General features: G+C 72.1%; 4 protein-coding genes. All 4 read right to left on the bottom strand.

All coding sequences use genetic code 11. The features are described 5' to 3' along the window. Positions 1–24: 24 nt before the first annotated feature. The 4 genes from ACQB60_RS30950 to ACQB60_RS30935 all read right to left on the bottom strand — a co-directional run bounded on the left by ACQB60_RS30950 (position 25) and on the right by ACQB60_RS30935 (position 26,890). Positions 25–16,362: an amino acid adenylation domain-containing protein gene (locus tag ACQB60_RS30950; RefSeq protein ID WP_496929401.1), complete on the bottom strand. Its 16,338-nt coding sequence runs from the start codon at positions 16,360–16,362 to the stop codon at positions 25–27. 6 nt (positions 16,363–16,368) lie between these two features. Beyond that, positions 16,369–21,873 (bottom strand): amino acid adenylation domain-containing protein, encoded by a 5,505-nt coding sequence (locus tag ACQB60_RS30945; protein ID WP_496929400.1) that lies wholly within the window; start codon positions 21,871–21,873, stop codon positions 16,369–16,371. A gap of 284 nt (positions 21,874–22,157) precedes the next feature. After that, a complete protein-coding gene (locus tag ACQB60_RS30940) occupies positions 22,158–26,108 on the bottom strand; it encodes an SDR family NAD(P)-dependent oxidoreductase (protein WP_496929399.1) in 3,951 nt (1,316 codons plus the stop codon). After that, the gene (locus ACQB60_RS30935; RefSeq protein ID WP_496929398.1) at positions 26,108–26,890 is read right to left on the bottom strand and encodes a thioesterase II family protein; all 783 of its coding nucleotides are present in this window, start codon (positions 26,888–26,890) and stop codon (positions 26,108–26,110) included. Before ACQB60_RS30935 ends, ACQB60_RS30940 begins: the two co-directional genes overlap by 1 nt. Positions 26,891–26,951 lie beyond the last annotated feature (61 nt).

The raw sequence follows: 26,951 nt of genomic DNA, 5'->3' as shown, positions 1-26,951 counted from the left end.
CTCTTGGGTTCTCTCGAGTGGCTTCTACTGGTCGGCGGACCGGCCGAGGCGGCGGTCGATGAGGGCGCCCATCACCGCGGCCTGTTCCGGCCGGCACATCTCGTTGTGGGTGCACTCCAGGTCGTGCACCTCCAACTCGCCGGTGATGTACGGCGCCCACTGGGCCATGTACGGGGCCTCCGGGTTCCGGGTGGCGTTGAAGAACAGGACGTCGCCCTCGAACACCGGCTGCTCGTACCGCTTCAGCATGTTCAGGGACCTGACGACGAACTCCGACGTCACATCGAGGAGGCTGGTCTCGTCGCCGTCGATGAGGTTGCCCGCGAACTGTCCGAGCGAGGCCCGCACATGCTCCAGCTCGCGGTCGGGGTCGTTCGCGAAGTGGCTGGCCGGTGCGGAGTCGAGGAGCGCGAGCAGCGCCACCTCACCGCCGCGCCGCTGTATCTCGGCCGCCACCGCCTGGGCGAGGATGCCGCCGAAGGACCAGCCGACAAGGAAGTACGGGCCTTCCGGCTGCATCGCGAAGATCTGCTCGACGTGGCTCACCACCAGCTCGCGCATGGACTCCGCGGGCGCCGTCTTGTGGAAGCCCGGCGCCTGCAGCCCGTAGGCGGGCCGGTCAGCGGGCAGCGCGGTGCTGAAGGACAGGTACGGCCACACCAGACCACTGGTGATGTGGCAGAACCACAGCGGCTCCTTGTCCCCGCCGGTCTTGATGGGCATGACGCGGGCGAACGGGTCCGCGTTCTCCTTGGCCAGTGCGTCCGACTCCAGGTACGCGGCGAGCGAGGCGACCGTGGGCATCTCGAAGATCGCCCGCATCGGCAGCTCCACCTCCAGCTCGGCCCGGATGCGCCGGTTGAGCCGGGCCGCGAGCAGCGACTGGCCGCCCAGGGCGAAGAAGCCGTCGTCGATGCCGACCCGCTCCAGGCCGAGGACCTCGGCGAACACGGCCGCGAGGGCCGCCTCCCGGTCGGTGCGCGGGGCCCGGTACTCCTCGCCGATGAACTCCGGCTCCGGGAGCGCCGCGCGGTCCAGCTTGCCGTTGGGGGCGAGCGGGAGCCGCTCCAGGACGACGAACGCCGCGGGGACCATGAAGTCCGGCAGCTTCTCGTCCGCGTACGCCCGCAGCTCCTCCGCGCCCGGCCCCTCGGCTCCGGTCACCGGCACCACGTACGCCGCCAACTGCTTGACGCCGGCCGCCGATTCGCGGGCGACCACGGCCGCCTGGTGGACGTCCGGGTGCGTGGTCAGGGCCGCCTCGATCTCGCCGGGCTCGATGCGGAAGCCGCGCACCTTGATCTGGCTGTCGCCGCGGCCGACGTACTCGAGGTGCCCGTCGGCGTTCAGGCGGGCCAGGTCGCCGGTGCGGTACATCCGCGAGCCCGGGGTCGGACCGAACGGGTCGGCGACGAACCGGTCGGCGGTCAGGTCGGGGCGGCCGCGGTAGCCGCGCCCGATGGTGCCGCCGATGTACAGCTCGCCGACCGCGCCCGGCGGCACCGGGGTCAGGCCCGGACCGAGGATGTAGGCGCGCATGTTGCCCAGCGGGGAGCCGATGGGCGCGCTGCCGGTGTCGGTGTCCTGGTCGGTGTGCGTGGTGGCGTAGAACGACTCGGTCTGGCCGTAGGCGTTGACGACCTTGACGCCCGGGATCGTCTGCCGCATCCGCCGCACCAGGGCGGGCGGCAGGGCCTCACCGGCGAACACCACCGTGTCGACCCGCAGCTTGCCCTCGAGCTGGTCGAGCAGCTCGGCGAAGGCGGACGGCACCGTCGAGATGACGTGGCCCTCCCAGCCGTCGCGCTCGCCAAGGACCAGGACGTCACGGACGAGTTCGATCGTGCCGCCGTGGGTGAGCGTCGTGATGATCTCGAACACCGACACGTCGAAGTTGATCGACGTGGACGACAGGGTGCGCGAGCCGTTCCTGATGCCCACCCGCTCGGCGAGCCGCAGCACGCCGTTGACCACGTTGTGGTGGGTGATCGAGACGCCCTTCGGGGTGCCCGTGGAGCCCGAGGTGTACATCACGTACGCCAGCAGGTCCGGGTGCACCTCGATGGCGTCGACCGCGCTTCCGTCGCCGTTCTCCAGGTCCAGTTCGTCGACGAACAGGGCCTCCACGGAGGTCTTCGGCAGCACCCCGATCGTCGCGCTGTCCGTGAGGATCAGGCGCGGCGCGGCCTGGCCGAGGATGTACTCCAGGCGGTGGCTCGGGTACTTCGGGTCGATCGGCAGGTACGCCGCCCCCGACTTGAGCACCGCCAGCATCCCGACGACCAGGTCGGCGGTGCGCGGCAGCGACAGGGCCACCAGCTGCTCCGGGCCCACCTCGCGGGCGAGCAGCTCGCGGGCCAGGCGGTTGGCGCGCGCGTCGAGCTCGGCGTACGTCAGGGACGTCGTGCCGTCCTCGACGGCGACCGCGTCCGGCGTGGCCGCCACCTGCCGCTCGAACAGACCGGTGATGGTCGTGTCCGGGGTCGGCTCGAAGGTGGCGTTGAACTCCTCGATGACGCGGTGGTGTTCGGCCGGCTCCAGGATCTCGACCAGGGCGATCGGCAGCTCCGGGTCGGCGGCGATCTGGTGCAGGACGCGCACCAGACGGTCGGCGAGGGTCTGCACCTCGGGGCGGTCGTAGACGTCCTGCTTGTACTGCAGCATCAGCTGCAGGTGCGGGTCGGCCGCGGCCATCACGGTCAGCGGGTAGTGGGTGCCCGAGTGCGGGCGGATGCCGGTGAAGGCGATCCCGCCGGTGTTGTTGGCCTCGTTCAGGGCCTCCTTGTCGACGGGGAAGGACTCGAAGACGACGAGCGTGTCGAAGAGTTCCTTCACGCCGAGGGCCTGGTGGATCTCGGCGAGCCCGTAGTGGTGGTGGTCGAGGAGTGCGGCCTGCCGCTTCTGCAGGTTCTTCAGCAGATCGGCGAGGGTCTCCGCGGGCCCGTACTCGACGCGTACGGGAAGGGTGTTGATGAACAGGCCGACCATCGAGTCCACGTCGGTGACCGCCGGCGGGCGGCCGGAGACGGTGGCGCCGAACACGACGTCCCGCTCCCCCGTCAGCGAGCCGAGCAGCAGGCCCCAGGCGCCCTGCACCAACGTGTTGACGGTGACGCCGAGTTCGGAGGCGCGCCGGTTGAGGGCGGCGGCCTCGGCGATCGGCAGGCTGATGTCGACCGAGCCGATCCCCGCGTCCTCGTCGCTGTCCGGCGCACCCGGGGCGAGCTTGGTGGGCTGCTCGACCCCGGCGAGGTCCTTGGCCCAGGCGGCCGCGGTGGCCTCGTGGTCCTGCTTGTCCAGCCAGACCAGGAAGTCGCGGAAGCCCCGCACCCGCGGCAGCGCCGAGGTGTCGCCGTAGGACCCGTACAGGAGCAGCAGGTCCTGCATGATCACCGGGAACGACCAGCCGTCGAACAGGACGTGGTGCGCCGTCAGGACCAGCTCGAAGCGGTCCTCGCCCATCTTGACCAGCGCGAACCTCACCAGCGGCGCGGTGGCCGGGTCGAAGTTCTCGGTGTGGTCGGCGGCGAGGAACTCCTCGAAGGCCGTCTTGCGGTTCTCGGCGGACAGGTGGCTGAAGTCGACCTCGCGCCAGGGCACGTCGACCCGGGCCGGAATGACCTGGACCTGGTTGCCCTCGCTGTCGGTGGTGAAGGCGGCGCGCAGGTTGCTGTACCGGTCGAGGACCGCCTGCGCGGACGCCTTCATCCGGGCCGGCTCGACGACGCCCGCGACGTGGAAGGCGATCTGCATCTGGTACGCGTCGTGGTCGCCCTCGGCGTCCAGGAGGGACTGGAAGAGCAGCCCGGACTGGAGCGCGGTCAGCGGCCAGACGTCGGCCAGGTTCGGGTAGGCGGCCTCCCACCTCTCGATGTCCGCCTGGCTCGCGGAGACCAGCGGCAGGTCGGAGGGGGTGAGCCCGCCGGCCTTCGGGTCGGCCACGTGCCGGGTCAGGGCCTCCAGGGCCTCGAACCACAGGGCGATGAGCTCCTCGACCTCGGCGCGGTTCAGGACGCCCTTCGGGAAGCCCACCACGGCGTCGAGCTGGGCGCCGAGTTCGGTGTCGATGACCGCCGAGTTGATCTCGATGGTGGACATGGCGGGCATCGTCGCGTCCAGGTCGGCGTCGAGGCCGTCCGCGTCCGCGATCTGCGTCCAGCCCAGGCCCCGCAGGTGCTCGGGCATGTCCGCCGAGGAGAAGCGGCCCAGGTAGTTGAAGCCGATCTGCCCGGTGGAGTGCTGCTTCAGCTCGGCGCCCGTCTCCTCGTTGAGGTAGCGCAGGATGCCGAAGCCGAGGCCCTTGTCGGGGATGGCGAGGAGCTGTTCCTTGACGGCCTTGACCACTCCGCCCGCGGCGGGGCCGCCGGCGAACGCCTCGTCGATGTCGAAGCCCGTGGTGTCGAGCCGCACCGGGAACATGCTCGTGAACCAGCCCATGGTCTGGGACAGGTCGGCGCCCGGGATGACGTCCTGCTCGCGGCCGTGGCCCTCCAGCTTGATCAGCGTGGACGGCTCGTCGACGCCCTTGTTGCGGCGCCACTTGGCGACCGCGAGCGCGAGCGCGGCGAGCAGCCCGTCGTTGACGCCGCCGTGGAAGGCGGCCGGGACCTTGGTGAGCAGGGCGTCGGTGGCCGCCGTGGACAGCTTGACCTCGAACTGGTCGAGCGTGGAGCGGGTGTCGATCGCCGGGTCGAGGGGACGCGAGCCGAGGACCGGGTCGCCGCCCTCCAGGACGGAGCGCCACAGGTCCATCTCGGCGAGCCGCGTCTCGCTCTTCGCCTCGTCGATCAGGGCGTGCGTCCAGCGCCGTACGGACGTGCCGACCGCGCCGAGCTCCGGCTTCTGGCCCTCGCGGACCTTCTCCCAGGCGGCGGCGAGGTCCGGGACGATGATGCGCATCGAGACGCCGTCGACGACCTGGTGGTGCAGGGCGATGAGCAGGCGGCCCGCGGCACCCGACGCGGAGGCGTCGAACCACACGAACTGCGTCATGACGCCCGCGACCGGGTCCAGCCGGCCGGTGGCGGCGTTGAGTTCGTCCTTGGCGAGCCGCTTCCAGTCCTCGTCCCACACGCCGTCGCACGGCACGCGGTGGATCAGCTTCCCGGCGTCCAGGGTGCCCGGCGGGTCGATGTGCATGACGCCCTCGCCGCTCACCTCCAGGCGCGAGCGCAGGATGTCGTGCCGGTCGAGGACCGCGTTGAGGGTGGCGACCAGGCCCCGCTCGTCGATGCCGGCGGGCAGGTCCAGGGCGAGGGACATGGAGAACCGGTCGTAGGAGCCGCCCAGTTCGAGCATGTACTGGGTGATCGGCAGGAGCGGTACGCGGCCGGTGCCGCCGCCCTCGAACTCCTCCAGGACGATCGCCTCGGCCTGGTTGGTGGCGACCTCCGCCAGCTCACCGACGGTGCGCTGCTCGAAGATCTGGCGCGGGGTGACGTCGACGCCCTGGGCGCGGGCCCGGGAGACGACCTGGATGGAGCGGATGGAGTCGCCGCCGATCGCGAAGAAGTCGTCGTCGAGACCGACCCGGTCGAGGCCGAGGACGTCCGCGTACACGGCGGCGAGGATCTTCTCCTCGTCGGTGCGCGGGGCCCGGTAGGTCTCGCCGGTGAACTCCGGCTCGGGCAGCGCCTTCTGGTCGAGCTTGCCGTTCGGGGTGAGCGGCAGCCGCTCCAGGAGCACGAAGGCCGACGGGACCATGAACTCGGGCAGCTTGCTGTTGACGAAGGTGCGCAGGTCCTTCGCGGTGAGCCCGGCGGTCATGTCGAAGTCGGTGTCGCCGAGGCTCTCACCGGTGCCCTCGGAGGTGGCGACGGGCACCACGTACCCGACGAGCTGCTTGACCCCGGCGCTGCCGATCTCGCGGGCCACGACGGCGGCCTGGGCGACGCCCTGGTGCGCCGTGATGGCGGCCTCGACCTCACCCGGCTCGATGCGGAAGCCGCGGACCTTGATCTGGGAGTCGCCGCGGCCCGCGTACTCGAGCTGGCCGTGCCGGTTCCAGCGGGCCAGGTCGCCGGTGCGGTACATGCGGGCACCGGGCGTCCCGACGAACGGGTCCGCCACGAAGCGCTCCGCCGTCAGGTCCGGGCGGCCGCGGTAGCCGCGCGAGATGTTCCCGGCGATGTACAGCTCGCCGACCGTGCCGACCGGCGCCGGGGTGAGACCCGGGCCGAGCACGTAGGCGCGCATGTTGCCGAGCGGCGAACCGATCGGCGCCGCCCCGTTGTTCTCCCACGGCTGGTCGGGGTCGACGGCGTAGGTCGTCGCGTAGAACGACTCGGTCTGGCCGTAGGCGTTGACGACGCGGACGCCGGGGATGACCTCCCGCATCCGCTCCACCAGGCCCGCGGGCAGCGCCTCACCGGCGAAGACCACGGTGTCGACGTGCAGCCGCCCGGCGAGCTGGTCGAGCAGCTCGGTGAAGGCCGACGGCACGGTGGAGATCATGTTGCCGGTCCAGCCGTCGCGCTCCCCCAGGACCAGGACGTCGCGGACGAGTTCGACCGTGCCGCCGTGGGTGAGGGTCGTGACCAGCTCGAAGACGGACACGTCGAAGTTGATCGACGTGCCGGCCAGGGCGCGGAAGCCCTCGCCGACGCCGATGCGCCCGGCGAGCCTGAGCACGCCGTTGACCACGTTGTGGTGGCTGAGCGAGACGCCCTTGGGGGTGCCGGTCGAGCCGGAGGTGTACATCACGTACGCCAGCTGTCCGGGCTCCGGTCCGGTGCCCTCGGGGAGCGTGGACTCCCCTGCCGTCAGGTCGAGTTCGTCGACGAACAGGGCGGGCAGCTCGGTGGCGGGCAGCACCGACACCGTCTCGGAGTCGGTGAGGACCAGGCGCGGCTCGGCCTGCCCGAGGATGTACTCCAGGCGGTGGCTCGGGTACTTCGGGTCGATCGGCAGGTACGCCGCACCCGACTTGAGCACCGCGAGGATCCCGACGACCAGGTCGGCGGTGCGCGGCAGGGAGAGGGCCACCAGGTCCTCGTTGCCCACCCCGCGCTCGACGAGGGTGCGGGCCAACCGGCCCGCGCGGGCGTCGAGTTCGGCGTACGTCAGGGACGTGGTGCCGTCCTCGACGGCGACCGCGTCCGGCGTGGCCGCGACCTGCCGCTCGAACAGACCGGTGATGGTCGTGTCCGGGGTCGGCTCGGCGGTGGCGTTGAAGCCGTGCAGGACCAGTTCGCGCTCGGCGGGCTCCAGGATGTCGACGGAGCCGACGGGCTGGTTCGGGTCGGACGTGAGCTGCTCGACGACGCGCAGGAAGCGGCGCGCGATGTCCTCGACGGTGTCGCGGTCGAACAGGTCGGTGGCGTACTCGATGAGGCCGTGCGCCTCGTCGCCCGCCTCGGTGAGGTTGAAGAACAGGTCGAACTTGGCGGTGCCGGTCCACACCGGCTCGAACTCCACGGTCAGGCCCGGCAGTGCGAGGTCGGCCTGGGTGAAGTTCTGCCAGGCGAACATCACCTGGAACAGCGCGTTGTACGAGGTGGAGCGGTCCGGGTTGAGGATCTCCACCAGGCGCTCGAACGGCACGTCCTGGTTGTCGTAGGCGCCGAGAGCCTTCTCCCGCACCTGCTCGATCAGTTCGAGGAAGGTCGGGCTGCCCGCGAGGTCCGCGCGCAGCACCCAGGTGTTCACGAAGAACCCGATGAGGCCGTCGAGCGCCTCGTCGGTGCGGCCCGCGATCGGCGAGCCGATCGGGATGTCGTCGCCGCCGCCGAGCTGCTGGAGCAGGACCGCGAGGACGGACTGCATGACCATCGAGATGGTCACGTCGTGCTCGGCCGCCAACTCCTCCACCTTGGAGAGGAGTTCCGCCGGGACGACGAAGTCGACCATCTCGCCGCGGTGGCTCGCCTTCGGCGGGCGCGGGCGGTCGGTGGGCAGCTGCAGCGGCTGCGGCGACCCCGTGAGCATGTCGCGCCAGTACGTGGACTGGGCGGTGAGCAGGCTGTTGGGGTCGTCGTCGTTGCCGAGCAGGTCGCGCTGCCAGACCGAGTAGTCCGCGTACTGCACCGGCAGCGGCGCGAACGCGGGCTCGCGGCCCTCGCGACGGTCGGCGTAGGCGGCGGAGACCTCGCGGATCAGCGGGGCCATCGACTCGCCGTCGCTGGCGATGTGGTGGATCACCAGGGACAGCACGTGCTCGTCGGCGCCCAGGCGCAGGATGCGCGCCCGGAAGGGGATCTCGGAGTTCAGGGCGAAGGTGTGCTCCGCCGACTCCCGCATCGCCTCGGCCAGGTCACCGGCGGCGATGTCCACCACCGGCACGTCCAGGCGGGCCCGCTCGACGGGCAGCACCTGCTGGTAGGGCACACCCTCGTGGTCCACCAGGTAGACGGTGCGCAGGCTCTCGTGGCGGTCCACCACGTCCTGCAGCGCCGCGGTCAGCGCGGGTGCGTCCAGCCAGCCGCGCAGGCGCAGGTTCAGCGGGATGTTGTACGTCGCCGAGGGGCCCTCGAACTTGTCGATGAACCACAGGCGGCGCTGTGCGAACGACAGCGGCATCCGCTCGGGCCGCTGCTCCAGGGCGACCAGCGGCGGCCGCACCTGGATGTCGGCGGACAGGTGCGAGGCGAGCTCCGCGGGCGTCGGCGAGCCGAACACCACCTTGATCGGGACCTCCGCGCCGAGCTCGGTGCGGATGCGGCTGATCAGGCGGGTGGCGAGCAGCGAGTGCCCGCCCAGCGCGAAGAAGTCGTCGTCGATGCCGACCCGGGCCGCCCCGAGGACCTCGCCGAACAGGGTGCAGAGGGTCTCCTCGCGGGTGGTGCGCGGCGCTCGGTAGGCGACGGTGGAGAACTCCGGCTCGGGCAGGGCCGCCCGGTCCAGCTTGCCGTTGGGCATCAGCGGCAGGCGCTCGATGAGCACGAACGCGGCCGGGACCATGAAGTCGGGCAGCCGGTCCTCGGCGAAGGCCCGCACCTCGTCGAGGGTGAGCGTCTCCTCCTGGGTGCCTTCGGCCGGGACCACGTACGCGACGAGGAGCTTCCCGGAGTTGGTGCCAGCGCCCTGCCGTGCGATGACGGCGACCCGGTCGATGCGGTCGTGGGCGGCGATGGCCGCCTCGACCTCACCCGGCTCGATGCGGAAGCCGCGCACCTTGACCTGGGTGTCGCTGCGGCCCACGTACTCCAGCTTGCCGTCGGAGTTGAGGCGGGCCATGTCGCCGGTGCGGTACATGCGGGCACCGGGCGTCTCGGCGAACGGGTCGGCGACGAACCGGTCGGCGGTCAGGTCCGGGCGGCCGCGGTAACCGCGCGAGAGGGTGCCGCCGATGTACAGCTCGCCGACCGCGCCCGGCGGCACCGGGGCCAGGCCCGGGCCGAGGATGTAGGTGCGCATGTTGCCGAGCGGCACACCGATCGGGGCGCTGCCGGGGCCCTCCCACTCCTCGGTGTCGGAGACCCCGAAGGCGGTGGCGTAGAACGACTCGGTCTGGCCGTAGGCGTTGACGACCTGGACGCCGGGGAAGGCGCCGCGGACCCGCTCGACGAGGTTGCCGGGCAGGGCCTCGCCCGCGAAGACGACGGTGTCGACGCTCGCCTTGTCGGCGATCTGGTCGACGAGTTCGGCGAAGGCGGACGGCACGGTGGAGATGACGCTGCCGTTCCACTCGTCGCGCTCGCCGAGGACCAGGACGTCGCGGACGATCTCGACGCTGCCGCCGGACAGCAGGGTCGTGAAGATCTCGAACACGGACACGTCGAAGTTGATCGACGTACCGGCGAGGGTCTTGCGGCCCGGCGCGATGCCGACGCGCGCGGCGAGCCGCAGCACGCCGTTGACGACGTTGTGGTGGGTGATCGAGACGCCCTTGGGGGTGCCGCTGGAGCCCGAGGTGTACATCACGTACGCCAGGTGCTCGGGGCGAAGGACCCCGGTGCGCTCGCCGTCGCTCAGGTCGCTCGCCAGCTCGTCGCCGACCTCGACGTGCTCCAGGTCGACGAGGTCGTCGAGGAACAGCGGGGCCGACTCGGCCTGGGGCAGCACCGACACCGTCTCGGAGTCGGTGAGGACCAGGTGCGGCGCGGAGTGCTCCAGGATGTACGAGAGCCGGTGGCTCGGGTACTTGGGGTCGATCGGCAGATAGGCGCCGCCGGCCTTCAGTACGGCGAGCAGCGCGACCGCGAGATCCGTCGAGCGCGGCAGGGACACCGCGACCACGGACTCGGGGCCGACCCCGCGCCACACCAGGGCCCGCGCGAGGCGGTTGGCGCGCGCGTTGAGCTGCGCGTACGTCAGCGAGACCGCGTCCGACTCGACGGCGATGTCCTCGGGGCGCTCGGCGACCTGGCGCTCGAACAGCTCGACGATCGTCGCCTCGGGGGTGTCCGCGGCGGTGTTGTTGAGCCGGCGCAGCTGCTCCCGCTCGCTCTCGTCGAGCACGTCGACCAGGCCGACGCGGCGCGTCGGGTCGGTGGCGATCTGGTCGATGATGCGGGCCAGTCGGGCCGCGATGACCTCGACGGCGGGCCGGTCGAGGACGTGCTGCTGGAAGTGGAGCGCGAGCCGCAGGTGCGGATCCATGTCCGCCATCACGGTCAGCGGGTAGTGCGTGCCGGTGGAGGGCCGGATGCCGGTGAAGGCGATGCCGGCGGCCCCGTGGGCCTCGTCGATGCCGGAGCGGTCGACCGGGTAGGACTCGAAGACGACCAGGGTGTCGAAGAGGGACTTGAGCCCGGTGGACTGCTGGATCTCGGACAGGCCGTAGTGGTGGTGGTCGAGCAGCCCCGCCTGCCGGTGCTGCAGGTTGCGCAGCAGCTCGGCGAGGGTGTCGCCGGGCCCGAACTCGACGCGTACGGGCAGCGTGTTGATGAACAGGCCGACCATCGAGTCGACGTCGGTGACCGCCGGCGGGCGGCCGGAGACGGTGGCGCCGAACACGACGTCCTGCCGCCCGGTGAGCTGGCCGACGAGGATCGCCCAGGCGCCCTGCACCAGCGTGTTGACGGTGACGCCGAGTTCGGAGGCGCGCCGGTTGAGCTCGCGCACCGTGTCCATCGGCAGGCCGACGTCGACCGAGTCGATGCCGTGGCTGCCGGACTCCGCGTGGGCGCCGGGCAGCAGCATGGTCGGCTCGTCGACGCCTTCGAGCTCGGCCGCCCAGGCGGCGGCGGTGGCGTCGTGGTCCTGCTGGTTCAGCCAGGTCAGGAAGTCCTTGTAGCCGCGCACGCGGGGCAGCGACGAGGCGTCGCCGTTGGCCGCGTACAGGTGCAGCAGGTCCATCATCAGCAGCGGGAAGGACCAGCCGTCGAACAGGACGTGGTTGGCGGTCAGGACCAGTTCGGCGCTGTCCGGCGTCATCCGCACCAGGGTCATGCGGAGCATGGGCGGGTTGACCGGGTCGAAGCTCTGCGCGTGGTCGGTGAGGAGGAACTCCTCGAACTTCTCGGTGCGTTCGGCCTCGTCGAGGCCGCGCAGGTCGAGTTCGGCCCACGGCAGTGCGACGCCGTCGGAGATGACCTGGACCTGGTTGCCCTCGGCGTCGGTGGTGAAGGCGGCGCGCAGGTTGGGGTAGCGGTCCAGGACGGCCTGGCCGGAGGCGCGCATGCGGGCCGGGTCCACGCTGCCCTCGACGTGGAACGCCAGCTGCATCTGGTAGGCGTCCCAGGAGTCGTCGTTGAGCATCGTGTGGAAGAGCAGACCGGACTGCAGGGCGGTCAGCGGCCAGACGTCGACGATGCCGGGGTAGACCGTCTCCCACAGCTCGATGTCGCGCTGGCTGACCTTGACCAGCGGCAGGTCGGACGGGGTGAGACCGCCGGCGCCGGGGGTCTCGACGTGCCGGGCGAGGGCGGCGAGCGCCTCGAACCAGAGGGCGGCGAGCTCCTCGACGTCCTCGCGGGCCAGCGCGCCGGGCGCGAAGCCCAGGTCGGCGTCGAGCTGGGCGCCGAGCTCGGTGTCGATGACCGCCGAGTTGATCTCCAGCGTCGACATGGCGGGCATGTCCTCGTCGAGCGGCGCGGCCATCTCGGCGATCTGGGTGAAGCCGAGTCCGCGCAGGTTCTCGGGCATGTCCGCGGCGGAGAACCGGCCCAGGTAGTTGAAGCCGATCTGCCCGGTGGAGTGCTGCCCGAGGGAGGCGGCGGTCTCGGAGTTGAGGTAGCGGAGCAGTCCGAAGCCGAGGCCCTTGTCGGGGATGGCGAGGAGCTGCTCCTTGACCGCCTTGACGGCCTTGCCCGCGGCGGGGCCGCCCGCGAAGGCGTCCTCGACGTCGATGCCGGCCAGGTCCAGGCGGAGCGGGAAGAGGCTGGTGAACCAGCCCACGGTGCGCGACAGGTCGGCGCCGGGGACGACGCCCTGCTCACGGCCGTGGCCCTCCAGCTTGATCAGCGTGGACGGCTCGTCGATGCCCTTCGTCTTGCGCCACTTGGCGACGGCCACCGCGAGCGCGGCGAGCAGTCCGTCGTTGACGCCGCCGTGGAAGGCGCCGGGGATCTTGGTGAGGAGCGCCTCGGTGACCTGCGGGTCGAGCTGCACCTGAAGGTGGTCCAGGGCGGTGCGGGTGTCGACGGCCGGGTCCAGGGGACGCGAGCCGAGCAGCGGGTCGGGCCCCTCCAACACGTTCTGCCACACGGGGAGTTCGGCGACCCGCTCGGGGCTCTTGGCCTCCTCGATCAGGGCGTGCGTCCAGCGGCGCACCGAGGTGCCGACGGCGTCGAGCTCCACCGCCCTGCCCTCGCGCACGGCCTTCCATGCGGCGGCGAGGTCGGGCAGCAGGATGCGCCAGGACACGCCGTCCACGACGAAGTGGTGCAGCGCGATCAGGAGGCGGCCCGCGCCGGTGGGCGGCGCGAACCACACGAACTGCGCCATGACGCCCGCGACGGTGTCCAACCGGCCGGTGGCGGCGTCGAGTTCGGCCTCGGCGAGCTCCTTGAAGGCAGGGGTGTCCCACTGGCCGTCGACGTCGACGCGCCGGATGAGCCCGGCGGCGTCCACGGACCCGGCCGGGGCGACGACGAGGCCGCCGCCGTCCTCGGTGACCAGGCGCGAGCGCAGGATGTCGTGGTGGTCGAGGACCGCGCCGATGGTGGCGGCGAGGCCCGACGCGTCGATGCCGACGGGCAGTTCGGCGAGGAGCGACATGGAGAACCGGTTGTGCCCGCCGCCGAGGCCGAGCATGTACTCGCCGATGGGCAGGTGCGGGAACTGGCCGGTGCCGCCGCCCTCGAACTCCTCCAGGACCGGGCCGGTGCCGTCGCCCCCGGCCACCGCGACGGTGGCGAGGTCGGCGACGGTGCGCTGCTCGAAGATCTGCCGGGGGGTGACCTCCCAGCCCTGGGCGCGGGCGCGGGAGACGACCTGGATGGAGCGGATGGAGTCGCCGCCGACGGCGAAGAAGTCGTCGTCGATGCCGACCCGGTCGAGGCCGAGGACCTCCGCGTACACGGCGGCCAGGACCTTCTCGGCGTCGCTGCGCGGCGCCCGGTACTCGCCGCCGGAGAACTCCGGCTCGGGCAGCGCCTTGCGGTCCAGCTTGCCGTTCGGGGTGAGCGGCAGCTTCTCCAGGACGACGAAGGCGGACGGGACCATGAAGTCCGGCAGCTTCGTCGACATGAACTGCCGCAGGTCCTTGGACTCGATGCCGGCCCGCATGTCGACTTCGGCGTCGGAGGTGTTGGTGAAGGCGGGCACCACATAGCCGACGAGCTGCTTGCCGCCCCCGCCCTTGCCCTCGCGCACGACGACGGCGGACTGGGCGACGCCGGGGTGCGCGGCAAGGGCGGCCTCGACCTCGCCGGGCTCGATGCGGAAGCCGCGCACCTTGACCTGGGTGTCGCCACGCCCGACGTACTCGAGCTGCCCGGCGTTGTTCCAGCGGGCCAGGTCGCCGGTGCGGTACATGCGCTCGCCCGGCACGAACGGGTCGGGCAGGAAGCGCTCGGTGGTCAGGTCGGTGCGGCCGTAGTAGCCGCGGGCCACGTTTCCGGCGACGTACAGCTCACCGGCGACGCCCGCGGGGACGGGGGTGAGGCCCTCGCCGAGGACGTAGGTGCGCATGTTGCCGAGCGGGGTGCCGATCGGGGCGACGCCGCCGGCCGGCCACTCCTCGTCGCCGTCCACGGTGAACGCGGTGGCGTAGAAGGACTCGGTCTGGCCGTACGCGTTGACGATCCGCACGCCGGGGAAGGCGGCGCGCACCCGCTCGGCGAAGGTCGCCGACAGCGCCTCGCCCGCGAAGACCAGGGTCTCGACCTGCGTGGACTCGGCGATCTGGTCGATGAGTTCGGCGAAGACGGACGGCACCGTCGAGATGACGCTGCCGTTCCAGCCGCCGCGCTCGCCCAGCACCAGGACGTCGCGGACGACCTCGACCGTGCCGCCGTGCGTGAGCGTCGTGAAGATCTCGAACACGGACACGTCGAAGTTGATGGACGTGCCGGCGAGGGTCCGCGAACCCGCGTGGATGCCCACCCGCTCGGCGAGCCGCAGCACACCGTTGACCACGTTGTGGTGGGTGATCGAGACGCCCTTGGGCGTGCCCGTCGAGCCGGACGTGTACATCACATAGGCAAGGTCGTCCGGCCGCAGCGCCCCGGTCCGATCGGTGTCGGCAAGGTCGGTGGCGTCGCCGGAGTCCAGGTCCAGCTGGTCGACGAAGACGGCGGGCAGCTCGGTCTCGGGCAGCACCGACACCGTCTCGGAGTCGGTGAGGATCAGCTGCGGCGCGGAGTGCTCCAGGATGTACGCGAGGCGGTGGCTCGGGTACTTGGGGTCGATCGGCAGATAGGCGCCGCCCGCCTTCAGCACGGCGAGCATGCCGGTGACCAGCTCGGCGGAGCGCGGCAGCGACAGGGCCACGAGCCGGTCGGGGCCGACGCCGCGTCCGACGAGTTCACGGGCGAGCCGGTTGGCGCGCGCGTTCAGCTCCGCGTACGTCAGGGACACGTCGCCGGATTCGAGGGCGACGGCGTCCGGGGTGGCGGTGACCTGCCGCTCGAAGAGCCCGGCGAGGGTGAGGTCGGGGGTGGGCTGCGCCGTGGCGTTCAGGCCGTGCACGAGGCGCTCGCGCTCGGCGTCGTCCAGGACGTCGATCGAGCCGATCGCGATCGACGGGTCGGCGGTGACCTGCTCCAGGACGCGCACGTAGCGGGCGCCGATCGCGGCGGCCGTGTCGCGGTCGAACAGGTCAAGGGCGTACTCGACGGTGCCGCGGGCGCCCGGCCCGTCGTGGGCCGGGGCGATGTTGAACTCGAGGTCGAACTTGGCGGTCTTGGTGTCGAGCTGGTCGAACTCCAGACGCGCCTCCAGACCCGGCAGCTCCACCTCGGGCCGCCCGATGTTCTGCCAGGCGAACAGGACCTGGAACAGCGGGTTGTACGCGGTGGAGCGGTCCGGGTTGAGGATCTCCACCAGGCGCTCGAAGGGCGCGTCCTGGTTGTCGTAGGCGGCCAGGGCCTTGTCCCCGACCTGTTCCAGGACTTCCTCGAAGGTCGGGTTGTCGGCCATCTGCACGCGCAGGACCCAGGTGTTGACGAAGAAGCCGACGAGTTCGGCGAGGTCCTCGTCGGTGCGGCCCGCGATCGGGGCGCCGATCGGGATGTCGTCGCCCGCGCCGAGGCGGCTGAGCAGCACCGCGAGCACGGACTGCAGCATCATCGACATCGTCAGGCCGCGCTCACCGGCCATCTCCTCGGCCCTGGCCAGCAGTTCGGGCGCGATGTGGAACTCGACGGTGTCACCGCGGTGGCTGGCCACCGCCGGACGGATCCGGTCGGTGGGCAGCGCCAGCGGCTGCGACATGTCGGCGAGCTCGTCGCGCCAGTAGTCGAGCTGGGTGGAGATGACGCTCTCCGGGTCGGATTCGTCACCCAGCAGATCCCGTTGCCACAGCGTGTAGTCCGAGTACTGCACCGGCAGTTCGGGGAAGTCCGGCTCCTGCCCGGCGGCGCGCGCCGTGTAGGCGAGCGTCAGGTCGTTCAGCAGCGGCAGGCCCGACTCGCCGTCGGCGGCGATGTGGTGGAAGAGGAGCACGAGGACGTGCTCGTCCGGAGCGTGCCGCAATATGCGGGCGCGGATCGGTATCTCGGCGTCCAGGGCGAACGCGTAGGACACCGTCTCGCGTATCGCCGCCTGCACGTCGCCGGGGTCGACGTCCACGACGGGCACGTCGATCCGGGCGGCGGCGGGCTCCAGGATGTCCTGGTACGGCACGCCCTGCTCCTCGACCAGCAGCGTCCGCAGGCTCTCGTGGCGGTCCACCAGATCCTGGATCGCCGCCGCCAGGGCCTGAGTGTTCAGGTCGCCGGTCAACCACAGCGCGAGAGGCACGTTGTACGTCGCCGATGGACCTTCGAACTTGTCGATGAACCACAGTCGGCGCTGAGCGAATGACAACGGGATCACTTGGGACTACTCCTTGTTCATCTTGCGCAGTCGTGGCCTGGCGGCGCTCGGCCGGCCGGTCCCCCCCGCGCTGTCCAGTCGGTCCGACAGGTCGGCGATGGTGGAATGCTGGAAAAGGGTGCGCATCGTGACGTCGAGCCCGAGCGTGCGCCGGATGCGGCCCTTGATGCGGGTCGCCTTCAGCGAGTTCACGCCGAGCGCGAAGAAGTCGTCGTCGATGCTGATCGCGTCGATGCCGAGCACCTCCGCGAAGAGGGCGCACAGGTCCCGTTCGCGGTCGGTGCGCGGTGCACGGCCCGCCGGGGCCTTGGCGCCCTCGGGGTCCGTGCCCGAGGCGGGCAGTGCGGTGGGGTCGATGAGTCCGGCCGGGGTCAGTGGCAGCCGCGGCACGGTGACGAACGCCTCGGGGACGGACGCCGCCGGCAGCAGCCGGGCCACGAACTCCCTGAGTCCGTCGGCCAGTTGGCCCTCCCCGGCGGCGCCGGTCCCGTCCGGGACGACGTACGCGACGAGGCGGGCACCCTGCGGCGCGGCCGGGTCGACGACGACCGCCGCCTGTGCCACGTCCGGGTGGGCGGCGAGGGTGTCCTCGATCTCGGCGGCGTACACGGGGCGGCCGCGCACCATGAGCCGCGGCCCGGCGGTCCCGAGGGCGACGACCCGGCCCGCGGAGTCCAGGCGCGCGATCACAGGGGTGCGCACCATCCGCGACCCCGGCGTGAACGGGTCCTCGACGGTGTTCGGGGTGTCCGCGGCGAGCGGCCCCGCGAGGTACAGCGATCCCGCGACACCGTCCGGTACGGGCCGCAGCCCCGGCGCGAGCACATGGGCGCGCCAGACCGCCGACTGCGGCCTGCCGAGCGGCACCGCCCCGACGCCGGTCCAGTCCTGGTCGGCCGGGACGACGTGGGTGAGCGCGGCGGGCGCGTCGGCCGTGCCGTACACGGTGACGATCCGGGCGCCGGGCAGTGCGCCGCGGGCGCGGCGCACCAGGGATCCGGTGGGCACGGCGCCGGTCAGCACGACCGTGCCGGCCGTCGGCGCCCCGACCTCGTGGATCAGCAGGTCGGCCAGGAGCGCCGGGGTGGTGGTGACGACGTCGCCGCGCCACTCCCCCACCTCCTTCGAGCCGATCTCCACGCTCGCGCCCGTGCACAGCGCGACCAGGGCCGCGCGCACCGTGGCGTCGGCGTCGCCGGCGAGCAGGACGAGGGTGCGGGAGCCGGGTCCGACGCCCGCGGTGCGGGCCGTGTCGAGGGCGGCGGTGACGAGGCCGCCGTGCGTGACCTCGACGCGCTCGCCGTCCGCGTACGTCACCTGCGCCGCGGCCCCGGCCCGGCCGGACAGGTCGGCGGGGGCGGTGTCGGGGGTGGAGTCGGCGGTGTCGGCGCCGGTCAGGACCAGGGCGGGGGCCGGGCCCTGCGGGCCGTGCCCGGCCGGGTCGCTCAGGGTGTACGCGGCACCGGACTTGAGGACGCCGAGCACGGCCGGCAGCAGGTCCGAGTGGTCCGCGCCGAGGTCGATCCCGACGAGTGCCCCGGCGCCGATGCCGTCGGCGATGAGGCGGTGGGCGACGCGGTTGGCGCGCGCGTCGAGCTCCGCGTACGTCCACGTCGTGCCGCCGACGACGACCTCGGTGTCCGGCAGGGCCGCCACGTGCTGCGCGAACAGCGCCGGGACGGTGGTCGCGGGCAGCGCCGGTGTCTGCTGGGGCGCGGGCCGCGGCAGGACGCCGACGGAGGCGACGGTCTTGCCGGTGTCGGCGACGAGGGCGCGCAGCACCGCCAGGTACCGCTCGGCGATGTCGGCCGCGGCGCGCTCGGCGAACAGGTGCGGCTGGTACTGGAGGGTGAAGCCGAGGTCGGGGTCGGAGGTGACGATGAGGGTCAGCGGGTAGTTGCTGCCGCTGGTCTCGGTGCGTCCGGCGAGGGTGATGCCGGCCGCCTCGCCCGCCCGGTCCAGTTCGCTGCGGTCGATCGGGTACGACTGGAAGACCACCATCGTGTCGAACAGGGCGTCCACGCCGAGCGCCTCGTGGAGGTCGCTGAGGCTGTGGTGGTGGTGGTCGAGCAGCGCGGTCTGCCGGGCCTGCAGTCCGGTCAGCACGTCGGCGACGGTGTCGTCGGCCGCGTACCGCACCCGTACGGGCACGGTGTTGATGAACAGGCCGACCATCGACTCGACGCCGATCAGACCGGCGGGCCGCCCGGCGACGGTGGCGCCGAAGACGACGTCGTCGCGGCCGGTGAGCTCGCCGAGCAGCAGCGCCCAGGCGCCCTGTGCCAACGTGTTGACGGTGACGCCGAGTTCGGCGCCGCGCTGCTGCAGCAGGCGGGCCTCGTCGGCGGGCAGCGCGACGGTGACCTCGCCGTAGACGCTGGTGTCGGCGGCGGGCTTGGCGTGCGGGGCGATGCGGGTGGCCTCGTCGACCCCGGCGAGTTCCTCGGCCCAGGCGCGGGCCGACTCCTCGCGGTCCTGGCCGGTCAGCCAGGCGAGGTAGTCGCGGAAGCCGCGCGGTGCGGGCAGCGCGGCGCCGTCGCCGTCGGCGGCGTACAGGCGCAGCAGGTCGAGCAGGAGCAGCGGCTCGGACCAGCCGTCGAACAGGGCGTGGTGGATGGTCAGGACCAGGTCGAAGCAGTCGGCCGCCCGCTTGACGAGGGTCAGGCGCAGCAGCGGCGGCGTGGTCTGGTCGAAGTGGCGGTTGTGGTCGTCGGCGAGGTACGCGGCGACCGTCCGCTCGCGCTCCTGCTCGTCGAGGCCGCTGACGTCGAGGTCGTGCCAGGGCAACTGGACGCCGTCGAGGACGAGTTGGACGAGCCGGTCGTCGTCGCCGGTGACGAACGCGGTGCGCAGGGCGGTGTGCCGGTCGAGCAGGGCCTGCCCGGCGGCGCGCATCCGGGCCGGGTCGACGGGTCCGTCGAACCGGAAGACGGTCTGGACGTGGTAGGCGTCGAAGTGCGCGTCGCTCATCTGCGACTCGAAGAGCATCCCGGACTGCATCGGGGTCAGCGGCCAGACGTCGGCGAGGCCCGGGTAGCGGGCGGCGAGGTCGTCGCCGGGAGTGAGCAGCGGTCCGGTGGTGGCGGCGTCGGCTCCGGTGGGCGCGCTCGTTTCGGCGTGCCGGGCGAGGGGGGCGAGCTCGGCGACGGTGCGGGACTGCAGGACCTCCCGGGCAGTGACCTCAAGACCCTGGACCCGGGCGCGGGTGACGACGCGCACGGCGCGGATGCTGTCGCCGCCGAGCGCGAGGAAGTCGTCGTCGAGGCCGACCCGTTCGACGTCGAGGACGTCGGCGAAGACGGCGCACAGGGTGGTCTCCTCGGCGGTGGAGGGGGCCCGGTAGGCGCCCGTCTCCGCGGCCTGCGGCTCGGGCAGGTTCTTGCGGTCGACCTTGCCGTTGGGGGTGAGCGGCAGCTGGTCGAGGACCAGCACGGTCGAGGGGACCATGAACGCGGGCAGCTTCTGCGCGGCGAGCGCGGTCAGTTCGGCGGGGTCGGCCACCTGGCCGTCCTCGGCGACGACGTAGCCGACCAGCTTGCCGGCGTGCGCGGTGACGGCCGTGGCCTGCACGGTGGGGTGCGAGCGCAGCACGGTCTCGATCTCGCCGAGCTCCACCCGGTGCCCGTTGATCTTGACCTGGAAGTCGCGGCGGCCCAGGAACTCCACGAGGCCGTCGCGGCCGTCGTTGAACCAGCGGGCCATGTCGCCGGTGCGGTAGATACGGTCGCGGACCTCGCCGCCCTCCCAGCTGTGGCTCCACTCCACGAACCGGGGCCCGGTCAGGTCGGGCCGGTCGAGGTACTCGCGGGCGACGCCGATGCCGCCGAGGCACAGCTCGCCGGTGACGCCGGGCGGCACGGGCTGCAGGTTGTCGTCGAGGACGTACAGGTGCTGGTTCATCATCGCGACGCCGTACGGGATGCTCGACCACGCCGGGTCGACCTCGCGGATGTCGTACAGCGTGGTGTAGATGGACGCCTCGGCGGCGCCGCCGCACACCAGGAACCTGTCCAGGTTGGGCAGATGGGAGCGGACCCGGTCGGGCAGCGGCACCGGCATCCAGTCGCCGCCGCTGATGATGTTGCGGAGGGAGGTGACGGGCCCGGAGCCGGTCTGTTCGAGGTTGTCGACGAACAGCTCCAGGAGGGCGGGCGCCGAGTTCCACAGCGTGGCGTTCTCAGCGCGCACCAGTTCGACCCAGTGCGAGGGGTCCTTGACGCGCGCGGCCGACGGGATCAGCAGGGTGGCACCGGCGACGAAGAGCCCCAGGTAGTCCAGGCAGGACAGGTCGAAGCTGGGCGACGACAGGGTCAGGACGGCGTCGCCGCGGCCGGTGCCGAACTGGCCGTTGACGTCGATGAGGTTGTTCATCACGCCCCGGTGGTGCAGGGCGATCGGCTTGGGACGCCCCGTCGAGCCGGAGGTGTGGATGATGTAGCAGAGGTGGTGCGGCTCGGCGTTGATCTCGGGGTCGTGCGCGGGCCAGTCGGCGCACACGTCCCGCTCGCGCTCCAGGAACAGCATGCCGCCGCCGTCGGCGCCGTCCACCAGGTCGCGGCGGCTGATGGTGACCGCGCACCGGGTGCCCTCGACCATCGACGCGATCCGCTCGGCCGGGTACTCGGGGTCCAGCGGCACATAGGCGCCGCCCGCCTTGAGGGTGGCCCAGATGCCGATGACGAGTTCGGGGGAGCGCTCCAGGAGCAGCCCGACGCGGGTGTCGGGGCCGACCCCGAGGGAGCGCAGCCGGTGGGCGAGCCGGTTGGCGCGCTCGTTGAGCTCGCGGTAGGTGGTGCGGACGCCGTCGTGGACGTAGGCGATCGCGTCGGGCGCCTCGGCGACCCGCGCCTGGAACGCCTCGTGCAGGAGCACGCCGTGGTCGACGTCGGCGTGGGTGTCGTTCCACTCGACCAGCTGGCGGTGCAGCTCGGCGCCGGTGAGGAGCTTCAGGTGGGCGACGTCGCGGCCGGGGTCGCGCACGGCGTCCTCGAGGAGCGTCGTGTAGTGGGCGAGCAGCCGTGCGGCGGTGTGCTGCCCGAACAGCTCGGCGTCGTAGTGGAGTTCCAGCGCGCCGGGTCCGTCGGTGACGGCCCGCACGACGAGGTGGATCTCACGGTCGGTGGGCACGGCGGTGTCCTCGCCGGCCGCGGCGAAGTGCAGCGAGACGGGCCCCGGTTCGGCGACGGGCGCGACGGTCGCCGCCTCGGCGAGCTCCCGCAGCGTGGCGGTGCCGGTCACCTCGTGGCGCACCTGGCCGGCGTGGCCCGTGCCGCCGGTACGGACGAAGGCGACCAGGTCCTGTCCGGTGTAGCGGTGCAGCAGCGCGGCGAACCCGGCGAGCAGCAGGTCCTCGCGGCCGATCCCGGCGGCGGGCAGCGGCAGCTCCAGCGGTACGCGCTCCACGGCCGTCGGCCCCGCCGGTCTGTCCGCGGTGCGCGGGCGGTCCGTGGGCAGCAGCACCGAGGGCCACTGCCGGGCGTCCAGGTCCGATGTGAAGGCGTCACGCGTCAACGTCCTGCTCCTATCGGGGGGTTTCGGGTGCTTGAAAAACAAGGAACATCTGGACGATAAGCAGCGCTTCGATCGCCTCACAATGCGTTCAAGTGGCAACGAAAAATGGACAGTTGTTTGCTCGATGGATATCGGATCGCTGACCGTGCGGTTGATCGCGACGACCGCTCAGAATGGCTGAAAATTTGCCCGGATAACCGAGCCGAAATGTCGCCGGGACTTTCTCTTTCCGGATTCCCCGGCCGGCCCGCGGCCTTCGCACCGCGGGCCGGCCGGAGCCGTGGTCAGCCGGCGGCGACCACCTCGGTCTCCGGCACTCCCCCGGCGGCGGCACCGGCCGCGGCGAGGGCCTCGGCGATCCCGGCGACCGTCGGCGTCTCGTACAACTCGTTGGTGGTCAGCCGCACCCCGAAGGTGTCGGTGATGCGCGCCAGCAGGCGGGTGGCGCGCAGCGAGTTGCCGCCCACGTCGAAGAAGGAGTCGTCGCGGCCGATGGTCGGCTGGTTGAGGACGTCGGTCCAGATCCCGGCGATGGCCTGCTCCACCGCGCCCTCGGGCGCCACGTGCTCCTTGCGGGCACCGGCCCGCTTGGGGCTGGCGTCGATGAGGAGCTGCGTGGTGTCGACGGCGCCGTTCGCATCGGTGGGGATGCGGGTCACCTCCACCAGACGCACCGGTACGGGGATGCCGGTCAGCGCGTCGCCCAGGGCGGTCTGCACCGTCTTGGGGTCGATGCCGTCGGCGGTGTAGGCGAGCACGACCTCGCGGGCGCTCAGCTCGCCGGGCGCCAACTCGGCCTGGATCTGCGGGTTCTCGGGGTCGAGCCCGACCATCAGGTAGTGCTGCTCCAGACCCGCCGCGGTGAGGAAGAGCCGCAGTCCGGTCTCGGGGTCGATGGCCCGGTAGCCGCGCAGCCGTGCCGGCTCGGCGGACTGGCTCTTGTTGACGCCGACGCCGGTCCACATGGACCAGGCCAGGCACTGCACGTCGCGGCCGCGGTCGTGGCGCCAGTGGTCGGCGAAGCCCACCAGGAAGGCGCTGGCCGCCGAGTAGGCGCCGAAGGAGTGGCCGCCGAACTCGCCGTTGACCGACCCGAACAGGACGAGCGAGGCGTCCGGCCTGTCCTCCAGGACCCGGCCGACGGCGAGGGTGCCGCGCACCCGCGCGTGGTACAGGTCGACGAAGGTGTCGTGCGTCTCGCGGACCAGCGCGTGGTCCTCGAGGTTCTTCCACTGCGAGGTGGGGTCGGCGGCCGCCAGGTGCAGCACGCCGTCCAGGCTCCGGCCGAAGTGCTCCTCGGCCTCGGCGACCGCGGCCTGAAGGGCGTCGGCGTCGGCGACGTCGAGCCGCCGGTAGAGCACGGACCCGAAGTCGGAGAGGTCCGCGAGCCGTTCGGCCTTCTCGCCCTGCGGCTCGGAGCGGCCCACCAGGAGCATGCTCAGTCCGTAGCTGGCGAGGAGGTAGCCGGCCAGGTCGCTGGCGATGCCGCCGAGTCCGCCGGTGACCAGGTACAGGCCGCCGGTCTTCACGGGCGAGGCGCCGTTCGCGTCGGCCTCGTCGACCGGGCGAAGCCGCGGCTGCCAGCGCTTGCCGGAACGGGCGGCGACCACTCCGGAGTGGGTGGGGTCGGCCAGTTCGGCGCGGAGGGCGGCGGACCACTGGTCGGTGGCGGCGGGCAGGTCGAGCTGGCGGATGGTCTCCTTGGGCAGCTCGGCGACGGCGGTGCGGATCAGGCCGGGCAGGGCGCAGGTGCCCAGGTCCAGGGTGTCGCCGTCCTGGACGTGGACGGCTCCCCGGGTGAGGACGAGCAGCAGCGGGTGGCCGTAGGTGCCGTCGGCGAGGGCCTGGATGACGGCGGTGACCTCCTTGCTGGTGGCCTCGAGCCGGTCGGCGGGCGCGGTGCCGTCGGAGCCGTCGGACCCGGGCAGGCTCCAGGCGAACACGACGGAGTGCAGGCGCCCGTAGATGGCGGTGACCTCGGCGAGGACCCGGCGCACATGGTCGGCGTCGCCCGGCACGACCCGGTAGTGGTCGGGCTCCTGCTCGGCGAACGCCTCGCCCCGGCCGACCACGACGACCTGCTCGTCGGCGAGGCCGAGCAGCGGCAGGTGCTCCGCCTCGGCGAAGACGACGCGGGGGCCGCAGTCGGTGTCGAAGTGGAGCCGGGTCTGGCCGTCGGCGGTGCGCGCGACGGCGTCGGGCAGCTGGGCCCACTGGCGCTCGAAGTACCAGGTGGGCGGGGCGGTTTCGGCCTCCGGCTCCGTGTCCTTCTGGATCTGGTCGTCGAACTCCCCGGCCTTGAGGGCCTTCACCAGGGCGGCTCGCTGGATCTTGCCGCTCGCGGTCTTGGGGAAGTCGGCCTCGGCGACCGGCACGAGCAGGTCGGGGGCGATACCCGCTTCCCGTACGAGGGTGGCGCGCACGTCCTGGAAGGTCTGGTCGAGCGACGCCTGGTCCCAGCGGGCCGGCACGAAGAAGATCACGAGCCGGTCGGAGCCCTCGCCGGGCTCGCTGACCCCGGCGGCCGCGGAGAAGGTGACGCGGACCCCGTCGACCTGCTCGACCAGGCTCTCCAGCTCGTGGGCGACGAAGTTGGCGCCGCGCACGATGATCTGGTCCTTCTTGCGGCCCGCGATCACCAGTTCGCCGTCGTGGACGAAGGCGAGGTCGCCGGTGCGGAACCAGCCGTCGGCGGTGAACGACTCGCGGTTGGCCTCGGCGTTGCCGTAGTAGCCGGTCATGATCGTGACGCCGCGGATCTGCAGCTCGCCGATGCGGCCCTGGGGCAGCAGGTTGCCCTTGTCGTCGACGACGCGGATGGTCACGCCGGGGATCGGCCTGCCGACGGTGGAGAAGGACACCGCGTCCGGGCCGCCCAGGCTCGACTGGTCGAGGATGCGCAGCTCGCCCTCGAAGGAGGACGGGGCGACGACGACGGTGCCCGCGGTGTGGTCGTCGCGGTTCTGGGTGGCGTAGGTGACGCCCGAGCAGGTCTCCGACATGCCCCACACCGGCATGACGGCGTCGGCGGGCAGGCCGTGCGGGGCGAGGAGTTCGGCGAAGCGGTGGCTGGTGGCGGCGATGACCGGCTCGCCCGCGTTGTCGAGCTCCTTGACGTGGGAGAGGTCCCAGGAGCGCTTGCCGATCTCCTCCGCGTACTCGTTGACGAGGTTGAACGCGAAGTTGGGCGCCCAGGTGTTGGTGGCCCCGTACTGGTCGAGCCAGTCGAGCCAGCGCAGCGGGTCGCCGAGCACGTCGTTGATGCGGCCGTTGACGTGCAGGCAGCGCAGGAACATGTCGCGGACGTTGAAGTAGACCATCGTGACGTGGTCCAGCGGCATCCAGATGAGGCTGACGTCGTCGGACGTGTAGCCCCGGCCCTGGGCGACGGCCCACGCGCGGTGCGCCACCGAGTGGTTGGCGTGCTGGACGCACTTGGGCATGCCGGTGCTGCCCGAGGTGAGCAGGTTGATGACCGGGGTGTCCGCCGTGGTCGCGTACCAGTCGGTGTCGGGCTCGTGCTCCAGGAGCTGCTCGACGGTGAGGATGCGCACCGTCGACTCGCCCCACAGCTCGCGGACCTCGGTGAGCGCGGGCGCGGTCGCCTCGTCGGTGAGCACGACGGGGTGGTCGAGCAGGTCCCAGGCGCCGCGCAGCTTGCGGTTGGACTCGTTGGGCGCGGCGTAGGTGGTGGCGACGGCGACCGGGGTGGGCACGAACCCGCCGAGGATGCACGCCCAGAAGGCGGTCATGTAGGCGCGGTGGTCGTCGAACTGGAACAGCGCCGCGTCCCCGGGCTCCAGGCCCGCACTCCGCAGTCCGCCGAGGACCCGCTGGGCCTCGGCGAGCAGCTCGGGATAGGTCTGCATGTCGGGCTCGCTGCCCGCGCGCAGATAGATGGTGCCCTTCTCCGGGGCGAGTTCGGCGGCTTCCTTCAGCGCGGCCTGCAGGGTGACGGGCGCGCCCTCGGGGATGCGCAGCTCGCCGCCGTCGATCTTGGAGGACGGCGCGTCGGTACGGACGCGCGCGACCGGCGCCGTGTCCTTGGCCGGGGCGGCCTGCGGGGCGGGGGCGGCGGGAAGCGCCTCCTCGGCGGCGGGGGCGGGGGCCGCGGCGCGGGCGCCCTGGCGCACGACGGCCACGGCCTCACGGACCCCCGGCACGGTGCGGGCCCGCGCCGCGAGCCCCTGCACCCGGGCCTGGTCGAGCGATTCGTACGCTTCGGACATCGCCATCACTTGCTCCCTGCCGTCTGCGGCGCCGGCAGCGTCCGGCTGATGAAGTCGACCAGCTCGGCGGCCTGGCCGAGGAAGTAGAAGTGCCCGCCGTCGAACAGGCGCAGGTCGAAGGAGGCGTTGGTGAGCTCGCCCCAGCCCTGCAGGGTGTCGAGGGGGGCGCGCGGGTCGTCGTCGCCGCTGATCACGGTGATGGGGCTGTCGAGCGGGGCGCCCGCGGCGACCGTGTGGTTCTCCCACAGCGTGAAGTCGGCCCGCAGGGTCTCCAGGAGCGACTCCATGACGTCCTCGTCGTCGGCGATCTCCTGCTCGATGCCGCCGAGCGAGACGACCTCGGCGGTCAGCTCCTCGTCGGTGAGGTCGTGCAGGCGCCGGACGCGGTGCAGGGTGCCGGGCGCGGGCTGGGCGGACAGGAACAGGTGCGCCGGCTGCGGGCCGCCCTTGGCGTGCAGGGCCTTGGCGACCTCGTAGGCGAGGATCGCGCCGCCGGAGTGCCCGAAGAACGAGAACGGCCCGTCGAACACGGGGCGCAGCGCCTGGGCGAGCACCTTCACCAGCGGGGCGACCTTGGTGGCCGGGTCCTCGGCGATCCGGTTCTGCCGGCCGGGCAGCTGCACGGCCGCCAACTCGATGTCGGACGGGACCAGTTCGGCCCACTCGGCATAGGCGCCCGCACCGGCGCCCGCGTGCGGGAAGCAGATCAGGCGATGGCGGGCTTCGGGGCGCCTGGCCCGCCATATCCAGGGGGTCTCGGCGACCAGGTCCGCGCTGTCCACGGTCATGCGCTCACACCTCATAATCAGGTTCTTACGAATGCGAAAAGCGAATTGCCTCACGGAAGTT

It is taken from the genome of Streptomyces odontotermitis, assembly GCF_050510915.1.
In the GTDB taxonomy this organism is placed as follows: Bacteria; Actinomycetota; Actinomycetes; order Streptomycetales; family Streptomycetaceae; genus Streptomyces.
This window is presented reverse-complemented; position numbering and strand designations above follow the sequence as displayed.